This window comes from Olsenella uli (genome assembly GCF_901212655.1).
Classification (GTDB): Bacteria; Actinomycetota; Coriobacteriia; order Coriobacteriales; family Atopobiaceae; genus Parolsenella; species Parolsenella uli_A.
In genome coordinates this window covers 1-17,981 of record NZ_CAAKON010000045.1, presented here as the reverse complement: position 1 = coordinate 17,981, position 17,981 = coordinate 1, and the positions used below count along the sequence as shown (strand labels likewise).

Here is a 17,981-nt window from a genome sequence, read left to right as displayed (position 1 = left end):
AATGGCTAAGAACATTTCGTTCGGCACCGACGCTCGCGCCAAGATTGCCAAGGGCGTCAACACCCTGGCCGACGCCGTCACCGCCACCATGGGCCCCAAGGGCCGCTACGTTGCCCTCGAGCGCTCCTACGGCGCACCCACCATCACCAACGATGGCGTCTCCGTTGCCAAGGAGATCGAGCTCAAGGACAAGGTCGAGAACATGGGTGCCCAGCTGGTGAAGGAGGTCGCCACCAAGACCAACGACACCGTGGGTGACGGCACCACCACCGCCACGCTGCTCGCTCAGGTTATCGTGAACGAGGGCCTGCGCAATGTTGCCGCTGGCGCCGACCCTCTGGCTATCCGTCGTGGCGTCGACAAGGCCGTCAGCGCCGTCGTCGACTCCATGAAGGCCGTCGCCAAGACCGTCGACACCAAGGAGCAGATTGCCTCCGTTGGCACCATCTCCGCCTCTGATCCGCAGGTTGGCCAGAAGATCTCCGACGCCATGGAGGTCGTTGGCAAGGACGGCGTCATCACCGTCGACGAGGACAAGACCAACTTCGGCATCTCCGTCGACACGGTCGAGGGCATGCAGTTCGACAAGGGCTACATCTCCCCGTACTTCGCCACGGACAACTCCGCCATGGTTGCCGAGCTCGACAACCCCTACATCCTCATGACCGACCAGAAGGTCTCCAACATCCAGGACATCCTGCCGGTGCTCGAGGCCGTTCAGAAGTCTGGCTCCTCGCTGCTCATCATCGCCGAGGACGTCGAAGGCGAGGCCCTGGCTACCCTGATTCTCAACAAGCTCCGTGGCACGCTGAAGATTGCCGCCGTGAAGGCCCCTGGCTATGGTGATCGTCGTAAGCGCATGCTTGAGGACATCGCCGTCCTCACCGGTGGCCAGGTTGCCATGGAGGAGCTTGGCATCAAGCTCTCCGACACCACCGCCGAGATGCTCGGCCGCGCCAAGAGTGTGAAGATCACCAAGGACAACACCACCATCGTCTCCGGTGCCGGCTCCAAGGAGGCCATCGACGAGCGTGTTGCCCAGATCAAGGGCGAGATTGAGCACACCGACTCCGACTTCGACCGTGAGAAGCTCCAGGAGCGTCTTGCCAAGCTGGCCGGCGGCGTGGCTGTCATCAAGGTTGGCGCTGCCACCGAGGTCGAGCTCAAGGAGATCAAGCACCGCATCGAGGACGCCCTGCAGGCCACCCGCGCGGCTGTTGAGGAGGGCATCGTCGCCGGCGGCGGCGTGGCCTTCCTGGAGGCCCTGCCGGTGCTCGACAAGGTTGAGGCCACCGACGAGGAGAAGATCGGCGTCGAGATCGTCCGCAAGGCGCTCGTTGCCCCGGTCAAGAAGATTGCCGAGAACGCTGGCTATGAGGGCTCCGTCGTGGTCGAGAAGATCAAGGGCCTGCCTGCCGGCGAGGGCCTGAACTCCGCCAACGGCGAGTGGGGCAACATGATCGAGATGGGCGTGCTCGACCCGGTCAAGGTCACCCGCACCACGCTCCAGAACGCCGCTTCCGTTGCCTCTCTGATCCTCATCACCGAGGCCACGGTCACCGACGAGCCCAAGGACACCACCATCGAGGAGGCCATCTCCGCGGCGGCTGCCCAGGGCGGCCAGGGTGGCGGAATGTACTAAGTCCGATAGAGGCTTAGCTACCTGCGAGGCCCCGGTCTCGCGCCCGTGGTGATTTCGCCGGCGGTCCGGCGTGAACCTCGGGGAAGGTCACTTGCTTCGCAAGTCCCTTACCCCCCCCTGGTTCGCGCCGGGCCCCTTGCGTTTGATTGCCGGGTGCGGGGCTGGGGCCTCTTGCCGTCTGGGGTCGCCATGCGTGCGGCTTCGACCTTGTTGGGGATGGTTGCGGCCGCCTTGCGTTTGATTGCCGGGCGCGGGGCTGGGGCCCTTGCTGTCTATGGCCGCCATGCGTACGGCTTCGACCTTGTGGTTGGGTGTGGAGAACTCCTAGGTTGTGGCTAGTGTTTTGGGTGTGGTCAGGTTTGGGAGCGCGAGCCAATTCGGGGGTCTTCATGCGGCATGATGGGGCCATCGGTTGTGCGGGCTCGAGTGAGGAATCTGATGATGGCGGAGCGTAGTGAGACCCTGGAGATGTACGCAAAGGGCGATGGCGTGCTTTCTATCACGCCGGAGGTTCCCATTCGTTCCAAGGAAGACCTGGCGCGCCTGTACACGCCGGGCGTCTCCGAGGTGGCGGAGCTACTTGCCCAGGCCCCCGAGCTCCAGCGCCTCTACACCTCGAGCGGCCGCACCATTGGTGTCATTACGGATGGTTCCGCGGTGCTCGTCCTCGGCAACATTGGCCCCGCGGGCGGTCTGCCCGTTGTGGAGGCTAAGGCGCTGCTGCACAAGAGCCTCGGCGGCACGGACGCCTTCCCCATGACGGTGGATCCATGGGACACCGATGAGCTCGTTCGTACCATCGAGAGCATCTCCGGTTCCTTTGCCATGATTCATCTCGAGGACATCGCCGCTCCGCGCTGCTTTGAGGTTGAGCGCCGCCTGGCCGAGACCCTTGAGATTCCCGTCTATCACGATGACCAGGAGGGCAGCGCCATCGTGGCGCTCGCGGCCCTCAAGAATGCTGCCAAGCTGGTGGACAAGGGGCTTGAGGGACTGCGTGTCGTCGTTTGTGGCGTGGGGGCCGCGGGCGTGGCCACGGGCAGGCTCTTTGCCGCGGCCGGCATCAAGGACATTACCCTCGTGGACCGCGAGGGCGTCATCACGGCTGACACCGAGTGGGCCAACGAGTACCAGCGCGAGCTGGCGGCCTCCCTCAAGCCGAGCGTCAAGGCCGGCTCGTTTGCCGAAGCCATGGACGGCGCCGATGTCTTCGTGGGTGTCTCCGAAGGTGGCGCGCTCCCGGCCGAGTACGTCTCAACCATGGCCAAGGACTCCATCGTCATGGCCCTGGCCAACCCCGTGCCCGAGATTGAGCCTGCCCTGGCGAAGGCCGCCGGCGCCCGCATTACCGCCACGGGCTCCAGCAAGTATCCCAACCAGGTGAACAACATTCTTGTGTTCCCGGGCATGGGGCGCGGGCTTGTGGGCTCTGGCGTCTCCCGCCTCACGCCCCAGATTGAGCTGGCCGTGGCGGATGCCCTGGCCGAGCTTGCTGGCGAGCTCTCCGAGGAGCACATCCTTCCCGACGTGCTGGACGCCCGCGTGGTGCCCACGGTTGCGGGTGCCGTCGCGCAGTTTGCCTAGGGACCTACGACGAGGCTGCGGAGCACTTGGTGCTGCATAGCCTGCTGGCCAGACTCTCCTCGTGGCGGGCTTTATGCCTGGTAATCGCTGTTGAGGACGCGCTCGTTGCGCGATACGCCAGGGTCGGGCGTGCTGAACGATTGATGACGGACGGTGCCGACTGCGTGAGTGCGGTCGGCACCGTCCGTCTCGTTATGTAAGGCGGGTACAATAAAAGCTTGCGTCGCTCGGGGAAGGTGGCGCGAGGCGCGTGTGGCATCTTGCCGCACGTTAGCGCCGGTGGCAAAGGCAAGCTTGTTGCCCGAAGGAGAGACATGGCTGAGAAGCGCGACTTCATCGACGAGCTCATCGACATCAAGAGCGATTGGCAGGCGCTCTCCAACCCGGTCAACGATGTCGCGAATGCCCTTGCGGCAAATCCTGACGAGGTGCAGACCTGGAACCCGGCGGACTACAAGCAGCGCCCGCGCGCCAATGTCTCCTCGTGCATGAGCTGTCAGTCCAAAGACCTCTCCATGTGCACCAAGTGCGTGGACGTGTGTCCCGTCAAGGCGGTCGACCTCACCGAAGGCTACATCGACATCTCGGATGCGTGTCGCAAGTGCGGCCTGTGCTCGAGCGTCTGCCCTGGCGAGTGCTTTACGGCAGCCCAGATCACGCCCCGCAAACTCTACGAGCGCATTGCCCGCGCGGCCACGGCATTCGAGCGCGCCTACGTCACCTGCACGCGCGCGCTCGGGCACATTCCTGCGGGCAACGAGGTGGTGTTGCCCTGCGTGGGCGCGGTGCCGCCGGAGGTCTGGTACGCAATCCTCTCCGATTACCCCAATGTCTCGGTCTATCTGCCGCTTGGCATCTGCGACCGCTGCCGCAACACGACGGGCGAGGACACGCTGGCGGAGTCCATCGGCCAGGCGGAGGAGTGGGCTGGCAAGGGTATGGGCCTCGAGGTGAGCGAGCACGACCTCGACCACACCAAGAACCATGCCTTCGAGCGCAAGGAGTTCCTAGACAGCATCGCCAAGCAGGGCATAGCCGCGCTTGGCACGGTGAACCCTGCCGTTGCCGTGGCACGCTCGATTACTCGCGTGCTGGACGAGAACACGCGCCGCATTAACGCCATCACCCGCGTGCTTGAGGGCGAGACCACGCCTACGGTGACGCATCGCCGGCGCGTGCTCATGCAGCGCAGGCAGCTGATGCTGACGACCCTCCAGAAGCATCCCAAGTATGCGGTGCGCCTCAAGCCCCAGCGCCCGGTGTGCGACCCGGCGCGCTGCAACCTGTGTGGCGCCTGTGCCGATGCCTGCCCCTCGCGTGCCTGCGAGATCACGGATGGCGCCTTCTTCAAGGTCGAGTCTGCCTACTGCGTCGAATGTGGGGCCTGCCTCAAGGCCTGCAAGGAGGGTGCTCTCACCTATGAGCGCTACGATGCCGCCGAGCTGGTGGTGCCCGACAAGGAGGAGGTCGAGCGCAAGAAGCGCGAGGCACAGCAGAAGGCAGAGGTTGCCCGCCTCAAGAAGGAGGGCATGGCCCAGCTCAAGAAGGGGCTTGACTTCCTCGAGAAGCTCGACAAGTAGCGGGCCCGTGCGCGGGCCCGCCACTGCCGCCTGGCCTACACGCCAGACCCCATGTTTGTCCAAACTCTCAAGGTGCGGGGCGTAATTCCCCCTCCTGGCTCTCAGCGACCCTCCCGGGCGGTATGCTCGGTGTGCAAAAACCAGTACGAAAGGAACTACCGTGGCTCTCTCCATCGGCATCGTTGGCCTGCCCAATGTTGGCAAGTCGACCCTCTTCACGGCCCTCACCAAGAAGGGCGGCCTTGCGGCCAACTATCCGTTTGCCACCATTGACCCCAACGTGGGCATCGTGGATGTGCCGGATGGTCGCCTTCAGAAGCTCGCTGACATCGTGAACCCTGGTCGAATCGTGCCGGCTACGGTGGAGTTCGTGGACATCGCCGGCCTCGTAAAGGGCGCGAGCGCGGGCGAGGGCCTCGGCAACCAGTTCCTGGCCAACATCCGAGAGACCGATGCGATCTGTGAGGTTGTTCGCTACTTCACCGACCCCAACGTCATGCGCGAGGTCAATCGCTCCGACGAGTTCGTTGACCCGGCGAGCGATGCCGAGACCATCAAGACCGAGCTCATCCTGGCCGATATCCAGACCCTCGAGAAGCAGCTTCCCAAGCTCGAGAAGGAGGCCAAGCGCGACAAGGAGCTCATGCCTAAGTTCGAGATTGCCAAGCGTCTGCTCGAGTGGCTGAATGACGGCAACCGCGCCGCTACGATGGACATGACCGACGACGAGCGCGCGGCCGCCAAGGAGCTCTTCCTGCTGACGCTCAAGCCCATCATCTACGTGGCCAACGTGGACGAGGATGCCCTGGGCAAGGAGCTTACGCCCATCGACGGCATCACCCCGCTGCCTATCTGCGCCAAGGTAGAGGCGGAGCTCTCCGAGCTCGATGCCGAGGAGGCGGCCGAGTACCTGGCCGACCTGGGCCTCGAGGCGAGTGGCCTGGACGTGCTCGCGCGTGCCGCGTACAAGACGCTTGGCCTGCAGAGCTATTTCACGGCTGGCGAGATGGAGGTCAAGGCGTGGACCGTGCACGTGGGTGCCACGGCCCCGCAGGCGGCCGGCGTCATCCACTCCGACTTTGAGCGCGGCTTCATCAAGGCCGAGGTCATTTCGTACGATGACTACGTGTCGCTTGGCGGCGAGAAGGGCGCGCGCGAGGCCGGCAAGCTTCGAATGGAGGGCAAGGACTACATCGTGCAGGACGGCGACGTGATGCACTTCCGATTCAACGTGTAGTTCGAGCCGAATCAACCTGACGGGCGCCGCCCGATATCCCTACGCTCGGGGTCACTTTGCTTCGCAAAGTCCCTTAGCCCCTCACTTCGGGATATCGGACAGCGCCCTTCCGCTGTTTTGGGCCCCCATCGCCTCGCCCTAGGCTCCCGGAGCCGCCGCCCGTTAGTTTGAGATGGCGCCGGTGTTGCCGGCTAGCTTGGCGGTGGGATCGTCGGAGGCGCTGGCATAGGGGGAGAGACCACGGTCGACGCGGCTCATCATGGCCTGCCAGGAGGTGGTGTCCAGCAGCTCGTACCACGTGCCGTTGATGTAGGAGCTCGTGGTGGGCTCGAGGCCACTCATGAGGTCCTTGCTCATGTCGAAGCCAAGGAACCTGATGCCCAGCAGCAGGATGTCGAAGCCGGAGAGCGTGGTGCTCACGGAGTCTCCGGCGGCGTTGATGGTCGCCAGCAGGGAGGCTGGGTTGCCGGAGAGCGCCTTCTTGAGAATGGCGCCCAGCACCATGCGCTGGTTGGCCGTGCGGTAGTAGTCGCCGGCGCCATAGGCGTCGTAGGCGTGGCGCGCTCGGCAGAGGGCGAGGGCCGTAGCGCCATCGATGGTCTGCTCGCCGGCGCTGATGTGCAGGCCTGCCAGGTCATCGTCGAGGTCGATGGGCACGTTGACCGTGATGCCGCCGATGGCGTCAACCACGCTCGTAAAGCTGTCGAAGTCTATTTCGGCGTAATGGGAGATGGGGACGCCAGCCAGCTCGGAGACGGTCTTGATGAGCAGGGGAGCACCGCCAAAGGTGTAAGAGGCATTGATCTTCTGCTTGCCGTAATCGTTACCAAGGTCCACGAGCGTGTCGCGCTGAATGGAGACGAGCGTGAGCTTGGCGCCCAGAGGGTCGATGCGGGCGAGGATGATGGAGTCCGTGCGGTAGGTTCCGCCCGTGGCGTCTGTGGCCTCGCGCTCCGCAGACTTATCGGTGCCCACGAGCAGCATGTAGAAGGGCTTGCCAGGCAGGCTGGGGGTGAGCGCGGCGCGCGTCTCGGCGTCAATGCCAGAGCCGAGCTTGCCGCTCACCACGAAGGTGAAGCCCACGATAGCAACGAGCAGGGCCACGAGCACGCCACCAAGGATTTTGAGACCACGCCCGCCACCTCCGGCGTTGCCGCCGCGCATTGGCCCGTATCCGTCGTTGGCGCGCCGCCGCGGGCCAACGACGGCGGAATGGCGGCCCTCGCGGTCCTGGCGCATCTGGCGGTAGCGGTTGACGTCGGACGCCTCGCGACGCGAGACGACCTGGGGTCTCTGACGGTGCGGCTCCATGGCGGGCACCTAGTTGTTGGAGACGACGGTGCCGTCGGCCATGTCGGCGCCAAGCACCACGACCACGTTGGCCTCGCCGGCGTGGGTTCCGTCGTCTTTCTTGACGGTGCTAAGGCCAAGCGTGTCTGCAACGGCCTGCGCCTTGGCCTTGTTCTCCTCGCCCACGTAGATGATGCGGGTGGTGGAGTAGTCGTAGCTGTCGGCCGTGCCGCTCGTGGCCTCGAAGCCCTTGCTGTTGAGCGTGGAGGCCACGCGGCCGGCAAGGCCGGAGACGCCGGCGCCGTTCAGGACCTCCACGGTGCCGGAGTAGTCGGTCTCGGCGTCAGAGGAGCCGCCGGTGGTGGAGCTGGAGGTGGTGGAGGCGCCCTCGTTCTTGGTGGCGGTGCCGGAGCCGGCGAAGCCGAGGGTGGTGTCCTCGTTCTCGCTCTCGTACGGGGAGAGGCCCTGGTTCACGCGCTTCATCATCTTCTGCCAGGCGCTGGTCTGGCAAATCTCGTACCACGTGTTGTTGACGTACTTGGAATCCGTGGGTTCCATGCCGGAGTAGAGGTCCTTGGCCATGTCGAAGCCCTGGAACTGCGTGGCCAGCGTAAGGATGTCGGTTACGGAGAGGTCCGTGGTAACGCTGCTGGAGAGGGTGTTGACGCTATTGGTAATGGTGCCGATGTCGCTCTGAAGGATTTTCTTGAGGATGGTGCCGATGACCATGCGCTGGTTGGCGGCGCGGTAGACGTCGCCGTCGCCGTACTTGTCGTAGGCGTGGCGGGCGCGGCAAAGCTTGAGCGCGTTGTCGCCGTTGAGGGTCTGCCAGCCGGCCTTGATGTCGGCACCGGTGTACTCGGGGTCATAGACGTCCACGGGAACGTTGACCTCGATGCCGCCGATGGTGTCTACGATGTTGCAGAACTGGTCAAAGTCAATCTCGGCGTAGTGCGAGATGGGTACGCCGGCAAACTTGGAGATGGTCTGCACCGTGTAGGCGGCGCCACTCGTGTCCTCGCCGGCCTCCTGCTTGGCCGCGCCGATAGAGTAGGACGCGTTGATCTTCTCCTTGCCGCCGTCGGAGCCAAAGTCCACGAGCGTGTCGCGGTGGATGGAGACGAGTGTCACCTGCTTGTCCGTGGGGTCGATGCGGGCGAGGATGATGGTATCGGTGCGGTAGGCGGAGTCGTTGGCGCCGTACTCGGAGCTCTCAACGCGGTCATGGTTCTTGTCGATGCCCAGAAGCAGCATGTAGAACGGTTCTCCCGCCTGAGTCTCCTTGAGCGTACCGCGCAGGGCGGAGTCGATGCCCTTGGTGAGGTTGCTGTTGATGTTGGAGAAGTAGGCGAGGGCCACGCCGCCCATGGCAACGAAGGCCGCGACGAGGACGGCCAGGAAGATCTTGAGCCCCCCGCGGCGTCCGCGCTTCTTGCGGGCACTCGAATAGCGGTCGACGGAGCTCGAACGTGAGTACTCCTCGGCCGAGGTGTTTGCGCTATCCTGTTCCTTGGTGGCCGCCTTGCGTTTAGGCATTCCAGCTCCTTGCGTCTTTGGTCGTTCGTATCCGCCGTGCGGCGGGTGTGGCGTTTGACGTTTTTGCGCAGCGACCCTCGCCCAAATGAGAGATGCGGGGCTCGCGTGGCACCAATCCATGAAGCCTTATAGTAAGCTGAGCAAACGCGCGTGATGCCACATCTGCGCTTTTGCGGGCCAACGTCCACAGGAACAACGCGATACAAGGGCGTTATCAGGCTGGTTTGGGCTTCGTGCCCGCTCATTCCTTGTCGTATGATTAAGCACTGGCCGCAGGCCGCGGCCTTACGTTTCCAACGCGTCCCCTGGAGGATTCATGGCAAACGCCGCCCAGCAGAAGGTCATCGTTCTCGACTTTGGCGCCCAGTACGGCCAGCTTATTGCCCGCCGCGTGCGCGACCTGCACGTCTACTCCGAGATCATGCCGTGTGACGCAACCGCGGCCGAGATTGCCGCTGAGGGTCCGAGCGCCATCATCCTGTCCGGCGGTCCGGCGAGCGTCTATGCCGAGGATGCCCCCAAGATCGACCCCGAGGTGCTGAACCTGGGCGTGCCCGTGCTGGGCTTCTGCTATGGCCACCAGACCATGGCCGTGGCGCTTGGCGGCGAGGTCTCTCACTCCGAGGTGGGCGAGTACGGTCCCGCCAAGCTCACCCGCGACGGCGGCTCGGCGCTCTTCAATGCCACGCCCATGGAGCAGACGGTGTGGATGAGCCACCGCGACAGCGTGACGCGCGCGCCCGAGGGCTTCACCGTGACCGCCTCCACCGACGTGTGTCCTGTGGCCGCCATGGAGTGCTCGGAGAAGAAGCTGTACTCCACGCAGTTCCACCCCGAGGTCAAGCACACCGAGCACGGTCAGCAGATGCTCAGCAACTTCCTGTTCGACATTTGCGGGCTCGAGCCCACGTGGACTATGGACAACCTGGCCGAGAGCATGACCGCCGCCATCCGCGAGCAGGTGGGCGAGGACCGCGTGATCCTGGCGCTCTCCGGCGGCGTGGACTCCTCCGTGGTGGCTGCGCTCTGCTCGCGCGCCATTGGCAAGCAGCTGACCTGCGTGTTTGTGAATCACGGCCTGCTGCGTAAGAACGAGCCGGAGCAGGTGGAGGAGGTCTTCACCAAGCAGTTCGACGTCGATTTCATCCACGTGCACGCCGAGGACCGCTATGCCGCGCTGCTGGACGGCGTGACGGAGCCGGAGGAGAAGCGCCGGATCATCGGCACGCAGTTCTGGAAGGAGTTCTTCGCCGTTGCCCAGCAGCTCGAGACCGACGGGCGTCCGGTGAAGTACCTCGCGCAGGGCACCATCTACCCGGATATCATCGAGAGTGGCGCGCGCAAGACGGGCGGCAAGGCGAGCACCATCAAGAGCCACCACAACCTGATCCCGTTCCCCGAGGGCGTGCACTTCGACCTCATCGAGCCGCTCGACCACTTCTTCAAGGACGAGGTGCGCGCGCTCGGCCTGACGCTGGGCCTGCCCGAGCACATCGTCTTCCGTCAGCCGTTCCCGGGTCCGGGCCTGGCCATCCGCATCATCGGTGCCGTGAGCCCCGAGAAGCTTGCGATCCTGAAGGACGCCGACGCCATCGTGCGCGAGGAGCTCGATGCCTACAACGCGCGCCTCTTCGAGGTGACGGGCGAGCGCAACAGCGAGCATTCCTGCTGGCAGTACTTCGCCGTGCTCCCGGACATCAAGTCCGTGGGCGTCATGGGCGACGAGCGCACCTACGCGCGGCCGATCATCCTGCGCGCGGTGGAGAGCTCCGACGCCATGACGGCCGACTGGGCCAAGCTGCCCTACGAGGTGCTTGCGCGCATCTCCGGCCGCATCGTGGCCGAGGTGCCGGGCGTGAACCGCGTGGCGTACGACATCACGAGTAAGCCGCCCGCGACGATCGAGTGGGAATAACGGGAATACGCGCAACATACGTGCATGACATCCTAGATAGCACCCATGGCGCACTGCATCATGGGTGCTATCTTTGCGTATGGGAGCGGGTCACGGCATATTCCCGGTCGCCACGTGACGGATATCCGTCACGCCATGACGGATTCCAGGAACAGACCGCCTGCCGCGCGTACAATCGCCGTATTGCGCACACACGAGGCAGGGAGGTCCGCATGGAGACGGTCAACGTCACCGTACGCATGGAGAGGCAGACGAGGGACGACGCGGCGAAGCTGTTCTCAAAGCTCGGCATAAGCACCACCCAGGCGATCAACATGTTCCTCAAGCAGGCCGCGAGGGAGCAGAGGATACCCTTCGAGGTCACCGCAAGGACCGCCGTCGAGCGAGGCAGCGAGAGCATGGAAAAGCAGCGCACCTGCCCATCGCGTCGGCCGCCGCAGCGCCCTTGCGGCTACGCCAGCCGCCATCTCGTGGTTGCATACTTTTGATAGGTCATAAGTATAGTAAATACGCTATACTTTCGGCATGGCTAAAATCGACGACATATACGAGGCGGTAGACGACTTCGGCCTGATCACCTCTGCCGAGGCGGCCGAGCTCGGCATGTCCAGGGCGGAGATGGTCCAGCAAGAAAAGCTGGGGAAGCTCGTGCGCGTCGCGCGCGGCGTGTACCGCATGCCCATTTGGCCATCGCAGCCGCAGGCGCCCTATGCCATCGCCGTGAAGGCGGCGGGCGAAGGGGCCTTCCTCTGCGGAGAGTCGGTCGTGGCGCTGCTGGGGCTAGCGCCGACGGACCCTGCCAAAATGCGCCTCGCGTCGCCGAGGCGCTGCCGGCGCAATCTGGGCCCCGGGGTCACCTTGGAGCGAATGGGCGGGACGGCCCCCGTCTACCTGGAGGGCGTCGCCTGCCAGCCCTTGCCGGCCGCCATCGCGGCAGCCTCGAAGACCATGGGGGCCGACCGGGCCGTCGAGGCCGCGTGCGAGGCGCTCGCGCGCGGCTACATCACCAAAGAGGAGGAAGAGCGGATCAAGGAGGAGATAGCCCGGTGAAGAGGCCCAACAGCATGCGCCATCTCGACGACGCGATACGCAGGCTCTGCGGGGGCGCGCCCCAGGACTTCGTGAGGGCGCGCACCGTGATGGCGAACGCGATCGTGGCGAGCATGCTCCCCGACGGGGTAGTCAAGGGCGGCAGCGCGCTCAAGATGCGCTTCGGCGAGGAGAACACGCGGTTCACCACGGACCTGGACACCGCCACGGCGACCGATCCCGCGGCCTACGCCGCCCAGCTCGACTCGAGGCTCCGCTCCGGCTGGGAGGGGTTCTCCGGCCGCGTGGTAGAAAAGGACCCGGCCTCGCCCGATGGGATCCCCGAGCAGTACGTCATGCAGCCGTACGACGTCAAGCTGGACTACCTCGGGAAACCCTGGTGCACGGTGCCGCTCGAGGTCGGTCACAACGAGATAGGCGACGCCGACGCGCCAGACTGGGCCGAGCTGGCGGACGCCGGCGAGCTCTTCGAGGCGATGGGATTCCCCGCGCCCGGCAGGGCTCCCCTCATGCCGCTCGACCACCAGATCGCCCAGAAGCTCCACGCTGTCTCCGGCCCGGGCGATCGGGCCCGCGATCTCATCGACCTGCAGCTGATCGACGCCAGAGCCGAGGTTGACCTTACGGCTGCGAGGGCCGCCTGCCGGAGGCTTTTCTCCTACAGGCGGGCGCAGGCCTGGCCGCCGGCCATTGCCAAGCGAAAGGGATGGGATGAGATGTACGCCGCCCTCGCAGAGGGGCTGCCCGTGCTCCAGAATGTTGACGAGGCGATTCGGTGGGCCAATGAATTCGTCGCCAGGATCGAAGACGCCCGGTAGACTCGGGCGGAAGCGGACGGGCGGCGCCGGCCTGGGGAAAGCGCGCAGCAGGAACGGGGCCTGCCTGCTGCTTCTCTCTTGCCATGCAATCAAAACACCTTGAGAGCCCACTCGCCAGCTTTCGTGACCCACTGTGACCCACGAAAGCGCCCTGCCCCGCCCCGAAACCCGTGACCCAGATTTGACCCATGGATTCGCGGCATTTTTTGAGACTGGATGCAAGTGGGACAAACTGAGGCAAACTGGAACGAACTGGAGATAGTTTCTAACTATTGAGTGGGATTAGGTTAAGTAACATGCGAAGAATCGATTCAGCACCTACACGCGACATCCTTGTTAAACTGCTGCATAACGACGCCCTCGGGAGGAATGGAGATCTCGCCGAGTTTGCCGGGATACTCAAATCCATCGAAGGCGGGTTTTCCCTGTTCGTCGACGCCGATTGGGGAAGCGGGAAGACATTCTTCGTTAGACAGGTGGCCTGCATCCTTGAAGAGGTTAATCCTTCTCTTGAGTCTCACGGAGACCTCGACGGATTGCTTGACAACAATTGCGAGCTTGCACCCTATACGGAGCTGAACAGCTTCTTGCCCGTATACTACAACGCTTGGGAAAATGACCATTGGGATGATCCTCTGCCCTCGATTGCAGCATCTATAGCCCTCCAAGGCGATGCATGCGCCTCTTTTCGCAGCGACACCGAAGCTGGTGAAAAGATTGCCAGAACACTCGACGCCATATTGGGGGTCTTTGGACATGGCGGAGCCAGCTCTTTAAGAGACGCTTTTTCGGGCAGAGATTTAATCCAGGCTTATCGTGACAGAGAGACGCTAAGGTCCTCTGTTTCAAACCTGGTGGATGTAGTTCTCCCCGAAAAAGCCAACACATTGCTTCTCATTGTCGATGAGCTCGATCGTTGCCGTCCTTCTTTTGCAATGAAGGTGCTCGAGCAGTTGAAGAATCTGTTTACAGATGATCGAGTAATCATCGTGTATTCGGTCAACGCCAATCAACTATCACATGTTGTTGAAGGAATGTATGGGCAAGGTTTTGACGGTCGACGTTACTTGTCGCGTTTCTACGATCTGACTATCCCTCTAAGAAAGGTCGATAGCTTTAAGCAGCTAGAAGCGAACGGTTTCATAAAAACCTCCAACCGCTTTGACGTAATTGCGTATGAGCTTGCAGAAGCATACGGAATGACGATGAGGGACGCCAACAGGTATCTGACTGAGCTTTTCAGAGTTCGCCCTTTAGTATTGGAGAACCGCGATGGATTTGAAAACGACTGGGTTCGAGCGTTTGCCGATGCCGGCCTGGTCCCGATTATGCTCGCCTTGAAAGTATTTGACGCCGACGCGTTTGCCTCCGTGGTTCAGAAATTTGAAATTGAGCCTCTTTATCATGCGTTCTCTAAAAGCGAAGCGGCGATGGATTTCATGGATGCAACATGGGGGTCGTATATAAAGTTCGAGGAGGGAAAGACTCCTTCCGACGAAGACAAGGTAGGTGCAAGGCACGAACTCCTCGAAGCCTTGGTTTACAGGATTTGGTGCAACGACAGAAACAATTCTAAATATCAAAATTCCTATCAGGTTATTGGAAGAAGCTGGGGATTTGACTCGCTCCCGCGTTTAGCAAAGATTATCTAGGAGTAGCAGATGAAAGGCGAAGAACGATATTTATTGAATCTTCTCGAGGGTACAAAGACCAGGTTCGTAATCCCCGTCTATCAGCGCAACTACGACTGGAAGATCGAAAACTGCAAGCAATTGTTCGACGACCTCGAGGATGTCATTTCCGAAGGCGTAGAGAGTCATTTCTTTGGAAGCATCGTCTCCAAGGCAGATGGCCCCGACACACGCATCGTCATCGATGGCCAGCAAAGGATCACCACATCTTACCTACTTCTCCTTGCGCTTGTGAGCAAGCTCAGGGAAGGCGCCATCGCCTCCGAGGACGACAATCTGGCCGACATGATCAACGAGGAATATCTCATCGACAAATGGCATAAGTCCGAGCGAAAGCTGAAGCTGAAGCTCATCAAGGACGACCAGGCCGCCTTTGAGGCGATCTACTCCGCCGACCCAGAGAAGTTCATCCAGGACTCCAACGTAACCCAGAATTTCATCTATTTCTGCGGCCGAATCGACAAGACAGAGCTAACAGCCGACCAGCTGCGCGACGCCATTGAGCGCCTGATGATCATCGACATCAAGCTCGACAAAGAGGACGACGCCCAGCGAATCTTCGAAAGCCTCAACTCAACAGGCCTCGACCTCAACGAGGGCGATAAGATCCGCAACTTCATCCTTATGGGCCTCGATGTCCAAATGCAGGAGGAATACTACGAGCAGTACTGGAACGAGATCGAGAAGAACACCGGCTACGACGTAAGCTCCTTTGCTCGCGATTGGCTTGCTGCCGTCCGCAGGAAGACCCCCGCAATCAAGAGGGTCTATTCCGTGTTCAAGGACTATGTAAAAGCGGAAGTGTTCGATACGAAAGTCCTGCTTGAGGAGCTTCTTAAGTACTCAAAGCATTACAAGGCGATCAACGCAGCCGATTCCGGAAACCATAGGCTCGATGCGGTTTTGAGGCGACTTATTCTGCTGGACATGAGCGTCATGAACCCGTTCACTCTGAATCTGTTCGAATACAGATGCTGTGGAGAAATCAGCGACCAGCAGGTGATCGAGGCGCTCAAATCCGTCGAGACCTACCTTTTCAGGCGCTGGGTCTGCAAGGTTCCCACCAATGCTCTCAACAAGGTCTTCGAGACCCTGCACAGCGAGGTCCTGAGAGGCGTCAAGGACGGCGGTTCGTATCCTGACGTGTTGAACAAGGTTCTCCTCTCCAAGGAGGGCAGCGGACATTTCCCAGATGACGACGAGTTCATGCAGGCGTTCGAAAAGAGGGACTTCTACAGGATCGCGGGTTACAAGTACTATCTCTTCGATCGTCTTGAAAACGGAGACAGCCTGGAGAGGGTCAACGTTGTCGACAACCTTCGCGACGAGTCTTTCAGCATTGAGCACATCATGCCCCAGACGCTTTCGACAAGCTGGCAGCAGGATTTGGGCGACGACTTCGCAGAAATCCACGCAAGGTGGCTGAACAGCATGGCGAACCTTACGCTTACCGCATACAACTCCAAGTACAGCAACAGGCGCTTTGCCGAGAAGCGAGATATGGAGAACGGCTTCAAGCAGTCAGGCTTCAGGATCAACGGCTTCGTCTGCCAGCAAGAGGCCTGGGGCGAGGAGCAGCTGAAGGCTCGCAACGAGCTCATGAAGAGGAAGTTCCTTGAGCTTTGGCCACCCATCGAGTCCGACTTCGAGTGGGGCAACGACGCCTACGAGGAGCATGCCCTCGACGATGATTTCTCGTTTACCGGCAGGCAGATCGCCGCATACAGCTTCATGGGCTCCCGCTTCACGGCGAAGACCTGGGTTGACATGATCTGCGGCGTCCTCTCTATGGTTTACGAGCGTGATCCAGTCGTCTTCCATAAGTTCGTCCCTGAGGGCTCGGACTTCCCGGGAAGGTATTTCTCATGGAAGGAAAGCGACTATTGCTTCAAAGTTGGCGAGGGAATCTACTTCAATCCTGGAAGCTCAACTTATGTGAAAATCGAAACGCTGAAGATCGTTTTTGAGGCAGCGGGCATTGACTGCTCAGAGCTTCTGATCGAACTATACAAGTCGAAGATTGAGGATCCATCGTAGCTACTAGGAGAGTGTTTGTAGAGGCTTCTCTACTCTACCCTGCCCTACCTTGAAATAATGTCCATGCGGCCAATAGTTGCTGCTCGCAACTTATCGTGACCCACTGTGACCCACGAAAGCGCTCTGCCCCGCCCCGAAACCCGTGACCCAGATTTGACCCCATGGATTCGCGGCATTTTTTGAGACCAGGTGTAAATAGGACGAACTGGAGCAAACAGCGACAAACTGGAGCAAACTGGAGAGAGTTTTTAACTATTGAGTGGGAGTAGGCTGACAGGGTTCTGGCCTGCATTTTTGAGTGCCGCACTGTGCTGCTGAGTTTCGTTTCGTACGAGAGTCACGGCAAAGCCACCAGCGACATTGGTGAGTAAACTCGATTATCGAGCCTCCGTTCCCATGTTGGAACGGAGGCTTTTTCTTTGTCTTTTTACTCCCCCTCACCTGCGCTTTCGCCATTTACTCCCCGTGTTTCAAGACGACAAGGCACGGGGCGGTATTCGGAGGAATGGGAGTAAGGATTTATCCCAAGTGGGTAGACGCGCGGTTTTTGTCCCCGAGGGCGAAACGGGGCCGTTTCGGGGCCCGTGAAACTCAAATCGAACTCAATGGGCATTTTTGCGGTCTCCGTACGGCGTTTCCCCAGGTGGTTAATGGGGAGTAAAGAATCTCGCCACCTCAATGAAAACGGGAGTAATCAGGGGAAATGCCGCGGCGTACCGCCGTGTGCCGCCATGTAAGCCACCGCATCATTTACTCCCCAGGCGCGCCGAAAATGCCTTTGCATGCAATGGGGAGTAAAAACTCAAGCATACTCAGGTGTGAGCGGAGCTCACCGCCTAGCTTGGCGTCCTGATTCGGTTGCGCTGGTTGCGAAATGCGAAGAGCCGCTACAGCGAGGCTTTCCAGTCCTCGTACTCGGCGGCGTCGATCTCGCCGTTCTCGAGCTGCGCGCGCTTCTCTGCCCACAGCTCGATCGTCATCGCGGCTTTGGGCGCGTGCGGCGCCTTGGGGTTCAGGGAGAGGCCCGTGCCGTCGGCTGCGGGCACGATGCCGAAGGAGTCCTCGAGCCGCACGAGCAGCGACATGAGGTCGCTCGCGGTCTCGACGCCGTAATCCTTGAGGGCGTTGACGGACACGCCGAGCGCCGCGGAGATGGACTCGAGCAGCTCGGGCTTGACGGCGCGGATGCCGCTCTCGTAGTGGCGCACGGCCCCCTCGGTCAGCCCGACGGCCTCGGCGAGCTGCGCCTGCGTCATGCCGCGCGACTTGCGGTACCGCCTTATGTTCTCGCCTACGGACATGAGCCCTCCTCCTGGAATTACGTACCAGCATATCTTATCAGCGTACGCAAATGTACGCAATTCTATTGACAGTACGGATTCGTACGTTTACTCTGAATCTGTAAATCGTACGTATTCGTACGCCATTGATTGGAGGAGCCATGGACGAGAAGGTGGCGAAGACGCCGAGGCCGCACATGCTGGACGCCGACGAGGTCGCGGAACTGCTGAGGATCAAGAAAGGCAGCGCCTACGAGGTGATCAGGAAGATAAACGCCGAGCAGGAGGCGCACGGGCGCGTGGTTATCCGCGGGCGCGTTC

Annotated in this window: 13 protein-coding genes; 10 read left to right on the top strand and 3 right to left on the bottom strand. The window is 61.5% G+C overall.

Translation table 11 applies throughout. From position 1 onward, the window contains the following. The first annotated feature begins 1 nt into the window (after position 1). The 4 genes from groL to ychF all read left to right on the top strand — a co-directional run bounded on the left by groL (position 2) and on the right by ychF (position 6,043). Positions 2 to 1,642: a chaperonin GroEL gene (gene groL, locus EFAMC2_RS09015; protein ID WP_154028771.1), complete on the top strand. Its 1,641-nt coding sequence runs from the start codon at positions 2 to 4 to the stop codon at positions 1,640 to 1,642. A gap of 441 nt (positions 1,643 to 2,083) precedes the next feature. Further along, the gene (locus EFAMC2_RS09010; protein ID WP_154028769.1) at positions 2,084 to 3,226 is read left to right on the top strand and encodes an NADP-dependent malic enzyme; all 1,143 of its coding nucleotides are present in this window, start codon (positions 2,084 to 2,086) and stop codon (positions 3,224 to 3,226) included. Positions 3,227 to 3,540: 314 nt separating this feature from the next. Next, entirely contained in the window at positions 3,541 to 4,806 is a 1,266-nt protein-coding gene (locus EFAMC2_RS09005) for a 4Fe-4S dicluster domain-containing protein (protein ID WP_154028767.1), read from the top strand. Positions 4,807 to 4,966: 160 nt separating this feature from the next. Continuing rightward, positions 4,967 to 6,043, top strand: a complete 1,077-nt coding sequence (gene ychF, locus EFAMC2_RS09000; protein ID WP_154028765.1) for a redox-regulated ATPase YchF — start codon at positions 4,967 to 4,969, stop codon at positions 6,041 to 6,043. Between the two features lie 162 nt (positions 6,044 to 6,205). On the opposite strand, the gene EFAMC2_RS08995 is transcribed toward ychF, so the two are convergent. Continuing rightward, positions 6,206 to 7,354 (bottom strand): LCP family protein, encoded by a 1,149-nt coding sequence (locus EFAMC2_RS08995; RefSeq protein WP_154028763.1) that lies wholly within the window; start codon positions 7,352 to 7,354, stop codon positions 6,206 to 6,208. Positions 7,355 to 7,363: 9 nt separating this feature from the next. After that, on the bottom strand, positions 7,364 to 8,869 hold the full coding sequence (locus EFAMC2_RS08990; RefSeq protein WP_154028761.1) for an LCP family protein: 1,506 nt from the start codon (positions 8,867 to 8,869) through the stop codon (positions 7,364 to 7,366). A gap of 316 nt (positions 8,870 to 9,185) precedes the next feature. On the opposite strand from EFAMC2_RS08990, the gene guaA reads away from it, so the two are divergent. The 6 genes from guaA to EFAMC2_RS08960 all read left to right on the top strand — a co-directional run bounded on the left by guaA (position 9,186) and on the right by EFAMC2_RS08960 (position 16,380). Next, on the top strand, positions 9,186 to 10,784 hold the full coding sequence (guaA, locus tag EFAMC2_RS08985) for a glutamine-hydrolyzing GMP synthase (RefSeq protein ID WP_154028759.1): 1,599 nt from the start codon (positions 9,186 to 9,188) through the stop codon (positions 10,782 to 10,784). A gap of 212 nt (positions 10,785 to 10,996) precedes the next feature. Further along, positions 10,997 to 11,272, top strand: coding sequence for a type II toxin-antitoxin system RelB/DinJ family antitoxin (locus tag EFAMC2_RS08980; RefSeq protein WP_154028757.1), 276 nt, complete (start codon positions 10,997 to 10,999; stop codon positions 11,270 to 11,272). Between the two features lie 37 nt (positions 11,273 to 11,309). Continuing rightward, entirely contained in the window at positions 11,310 to 11,834 is a 525-nt protein-coding gene (locus tag EFAMC2_RS08975) for a type IV toxin-antitoxin system AbiEi family antitoxin domain-containing protein (RefSeq protein WP_154028755.1), read from the top strand. Beyond that, on the top strand, positions 11,831 to 12,652 hold the full coding sequence (locus EFAMC2_RS08970) for a nucleotidyl transferase AbiEii/AbiGii toxin family protein (protein WP_222838583.1): 822 nt from the start codon (positions 11,831 to 11,833) through the stop codon (positions 12,650 to 12,652). Before EFAMC2_RS08975 ends, EFAMC2_RS08970 begins: the two co-directional genes overlap by 4 nt. Before the next feature lie 296 nt (positions 12,653 to 12,948). Further along, positions 12,949 to 14,304: a P-loop NTPase fold protein gene (locus EFAMC2_RS08965; RefSeq protein WP_154028753.1), complete on the top strand. Its 1,356-nt coding sequence runs from the start codon at positions 12,949 to 12,951 to the stop codon at positions 14,302 to 14,304. Positions 14,305 to 14,313: 9 nt separating this feature from the next. Next, on the top strand, positions 14,314 to 16,380 hold the full coding sequence (locus tag EFAMC2_RS08960; protein ID WP_154028751.1) for a DUF262 domain-containing protein: 2,067 nt from the start codon (positions 14,314 to 14,316) through the stop codon (positions 16,378 to 16,380). A gap of 887 nt (positions 16,381 to 17,267) precedes the next feature. Here EFAMC2_RS08960 and EFAMC2_RS08955 read toward each other — a convergent pair. After that, a complete protein-coding gene (locus EFAMC2_RS08955; protein WP_154028749.1) occupies positions 17,268 to 17,681 on the bottom strand; it encodes a helix-turn-helix domain-containing protein in 414 nt (137 codons plus the stop codon). Between the last annotated feature and the right edge of the window lie 300 nt (positions 17,682 to 17,981).

Coding starts and splice junctions, on each gene's coding strand:
- groL (WP_154028771.1), top strand. CDS start 2: ATGGCTAAGAACATTTCGTTCGGCACCGACGCTCGCGCCAAGATTGCC.
- EFAMC2_RS09010 (WP_154028769.1), top strand. CDS start 2,084: ATGGCGGAGCGTAGTGAGACCCTGGAGATGTACGCAAAGGGCGATGGC.
- EFAMC2_RS09005 (WP_154028767.1), top strand. CDS start 3,541: ATGGCTGAGAAGCGCGACTTCATCGACGAGCTCATCGACATCAAGAGC.
- EFAMC2_RS08995 (WP_154028763.1), bottom strand. CDS start 7,354: ATGGAGCCGCACCGTCAGAGACCCCAGGTCGTCTCGCGTCGCGAGGCG.
- EFAMC2_RS08990 (WP_154028761.1), bottom strand. CDS start 8,869: ATGCCTAAACGCAAGGCGGCCACCAAGGAACAGGATAGCGCAAACACC.
- guaA (WP_154028759.1), top strand. CDS start 9,186: ATGGCAAACGCCGCCCAGCAGAAGGTCATCGTTCTCGACTTTGGCGCC.
- EFAMC2_RS08980 (WP_154028757.1), top strand. CDS start 10,997: ATGGAGACGGTCAACGTCACCGTACGCATGGAGAGGCAGACGAGGGAC.
- EFAMC2_RS08975 (WP_154028755.1), top strand. CDS start 11,310: ATGGCTAAAATCGACGACATATACGAGGCGGTAGACGACTTCGGCCTG.
- EFAMC2_RS08965 (WP_154028753.1), top strand. CDS start 12,949: ATGCGAAGAATCGATTCAGCACCTACACGCGACATCCTTGTTAAACTG.
- EFAMC2_RS08960 (WP_154028751.1), top strand. CDS start 14,314: ATGAAAGGCGAAGAACGATATTTATTGAATCTTCTCGAGGGTACAAAG.
- EFAMC2_RS08955 (WP_154028749.1), bottom strand. CDS start 17,681: ATGTCCGTAGGCGAGAACATAAGGCGGTACCGCAAGTCGCGCGGCATG.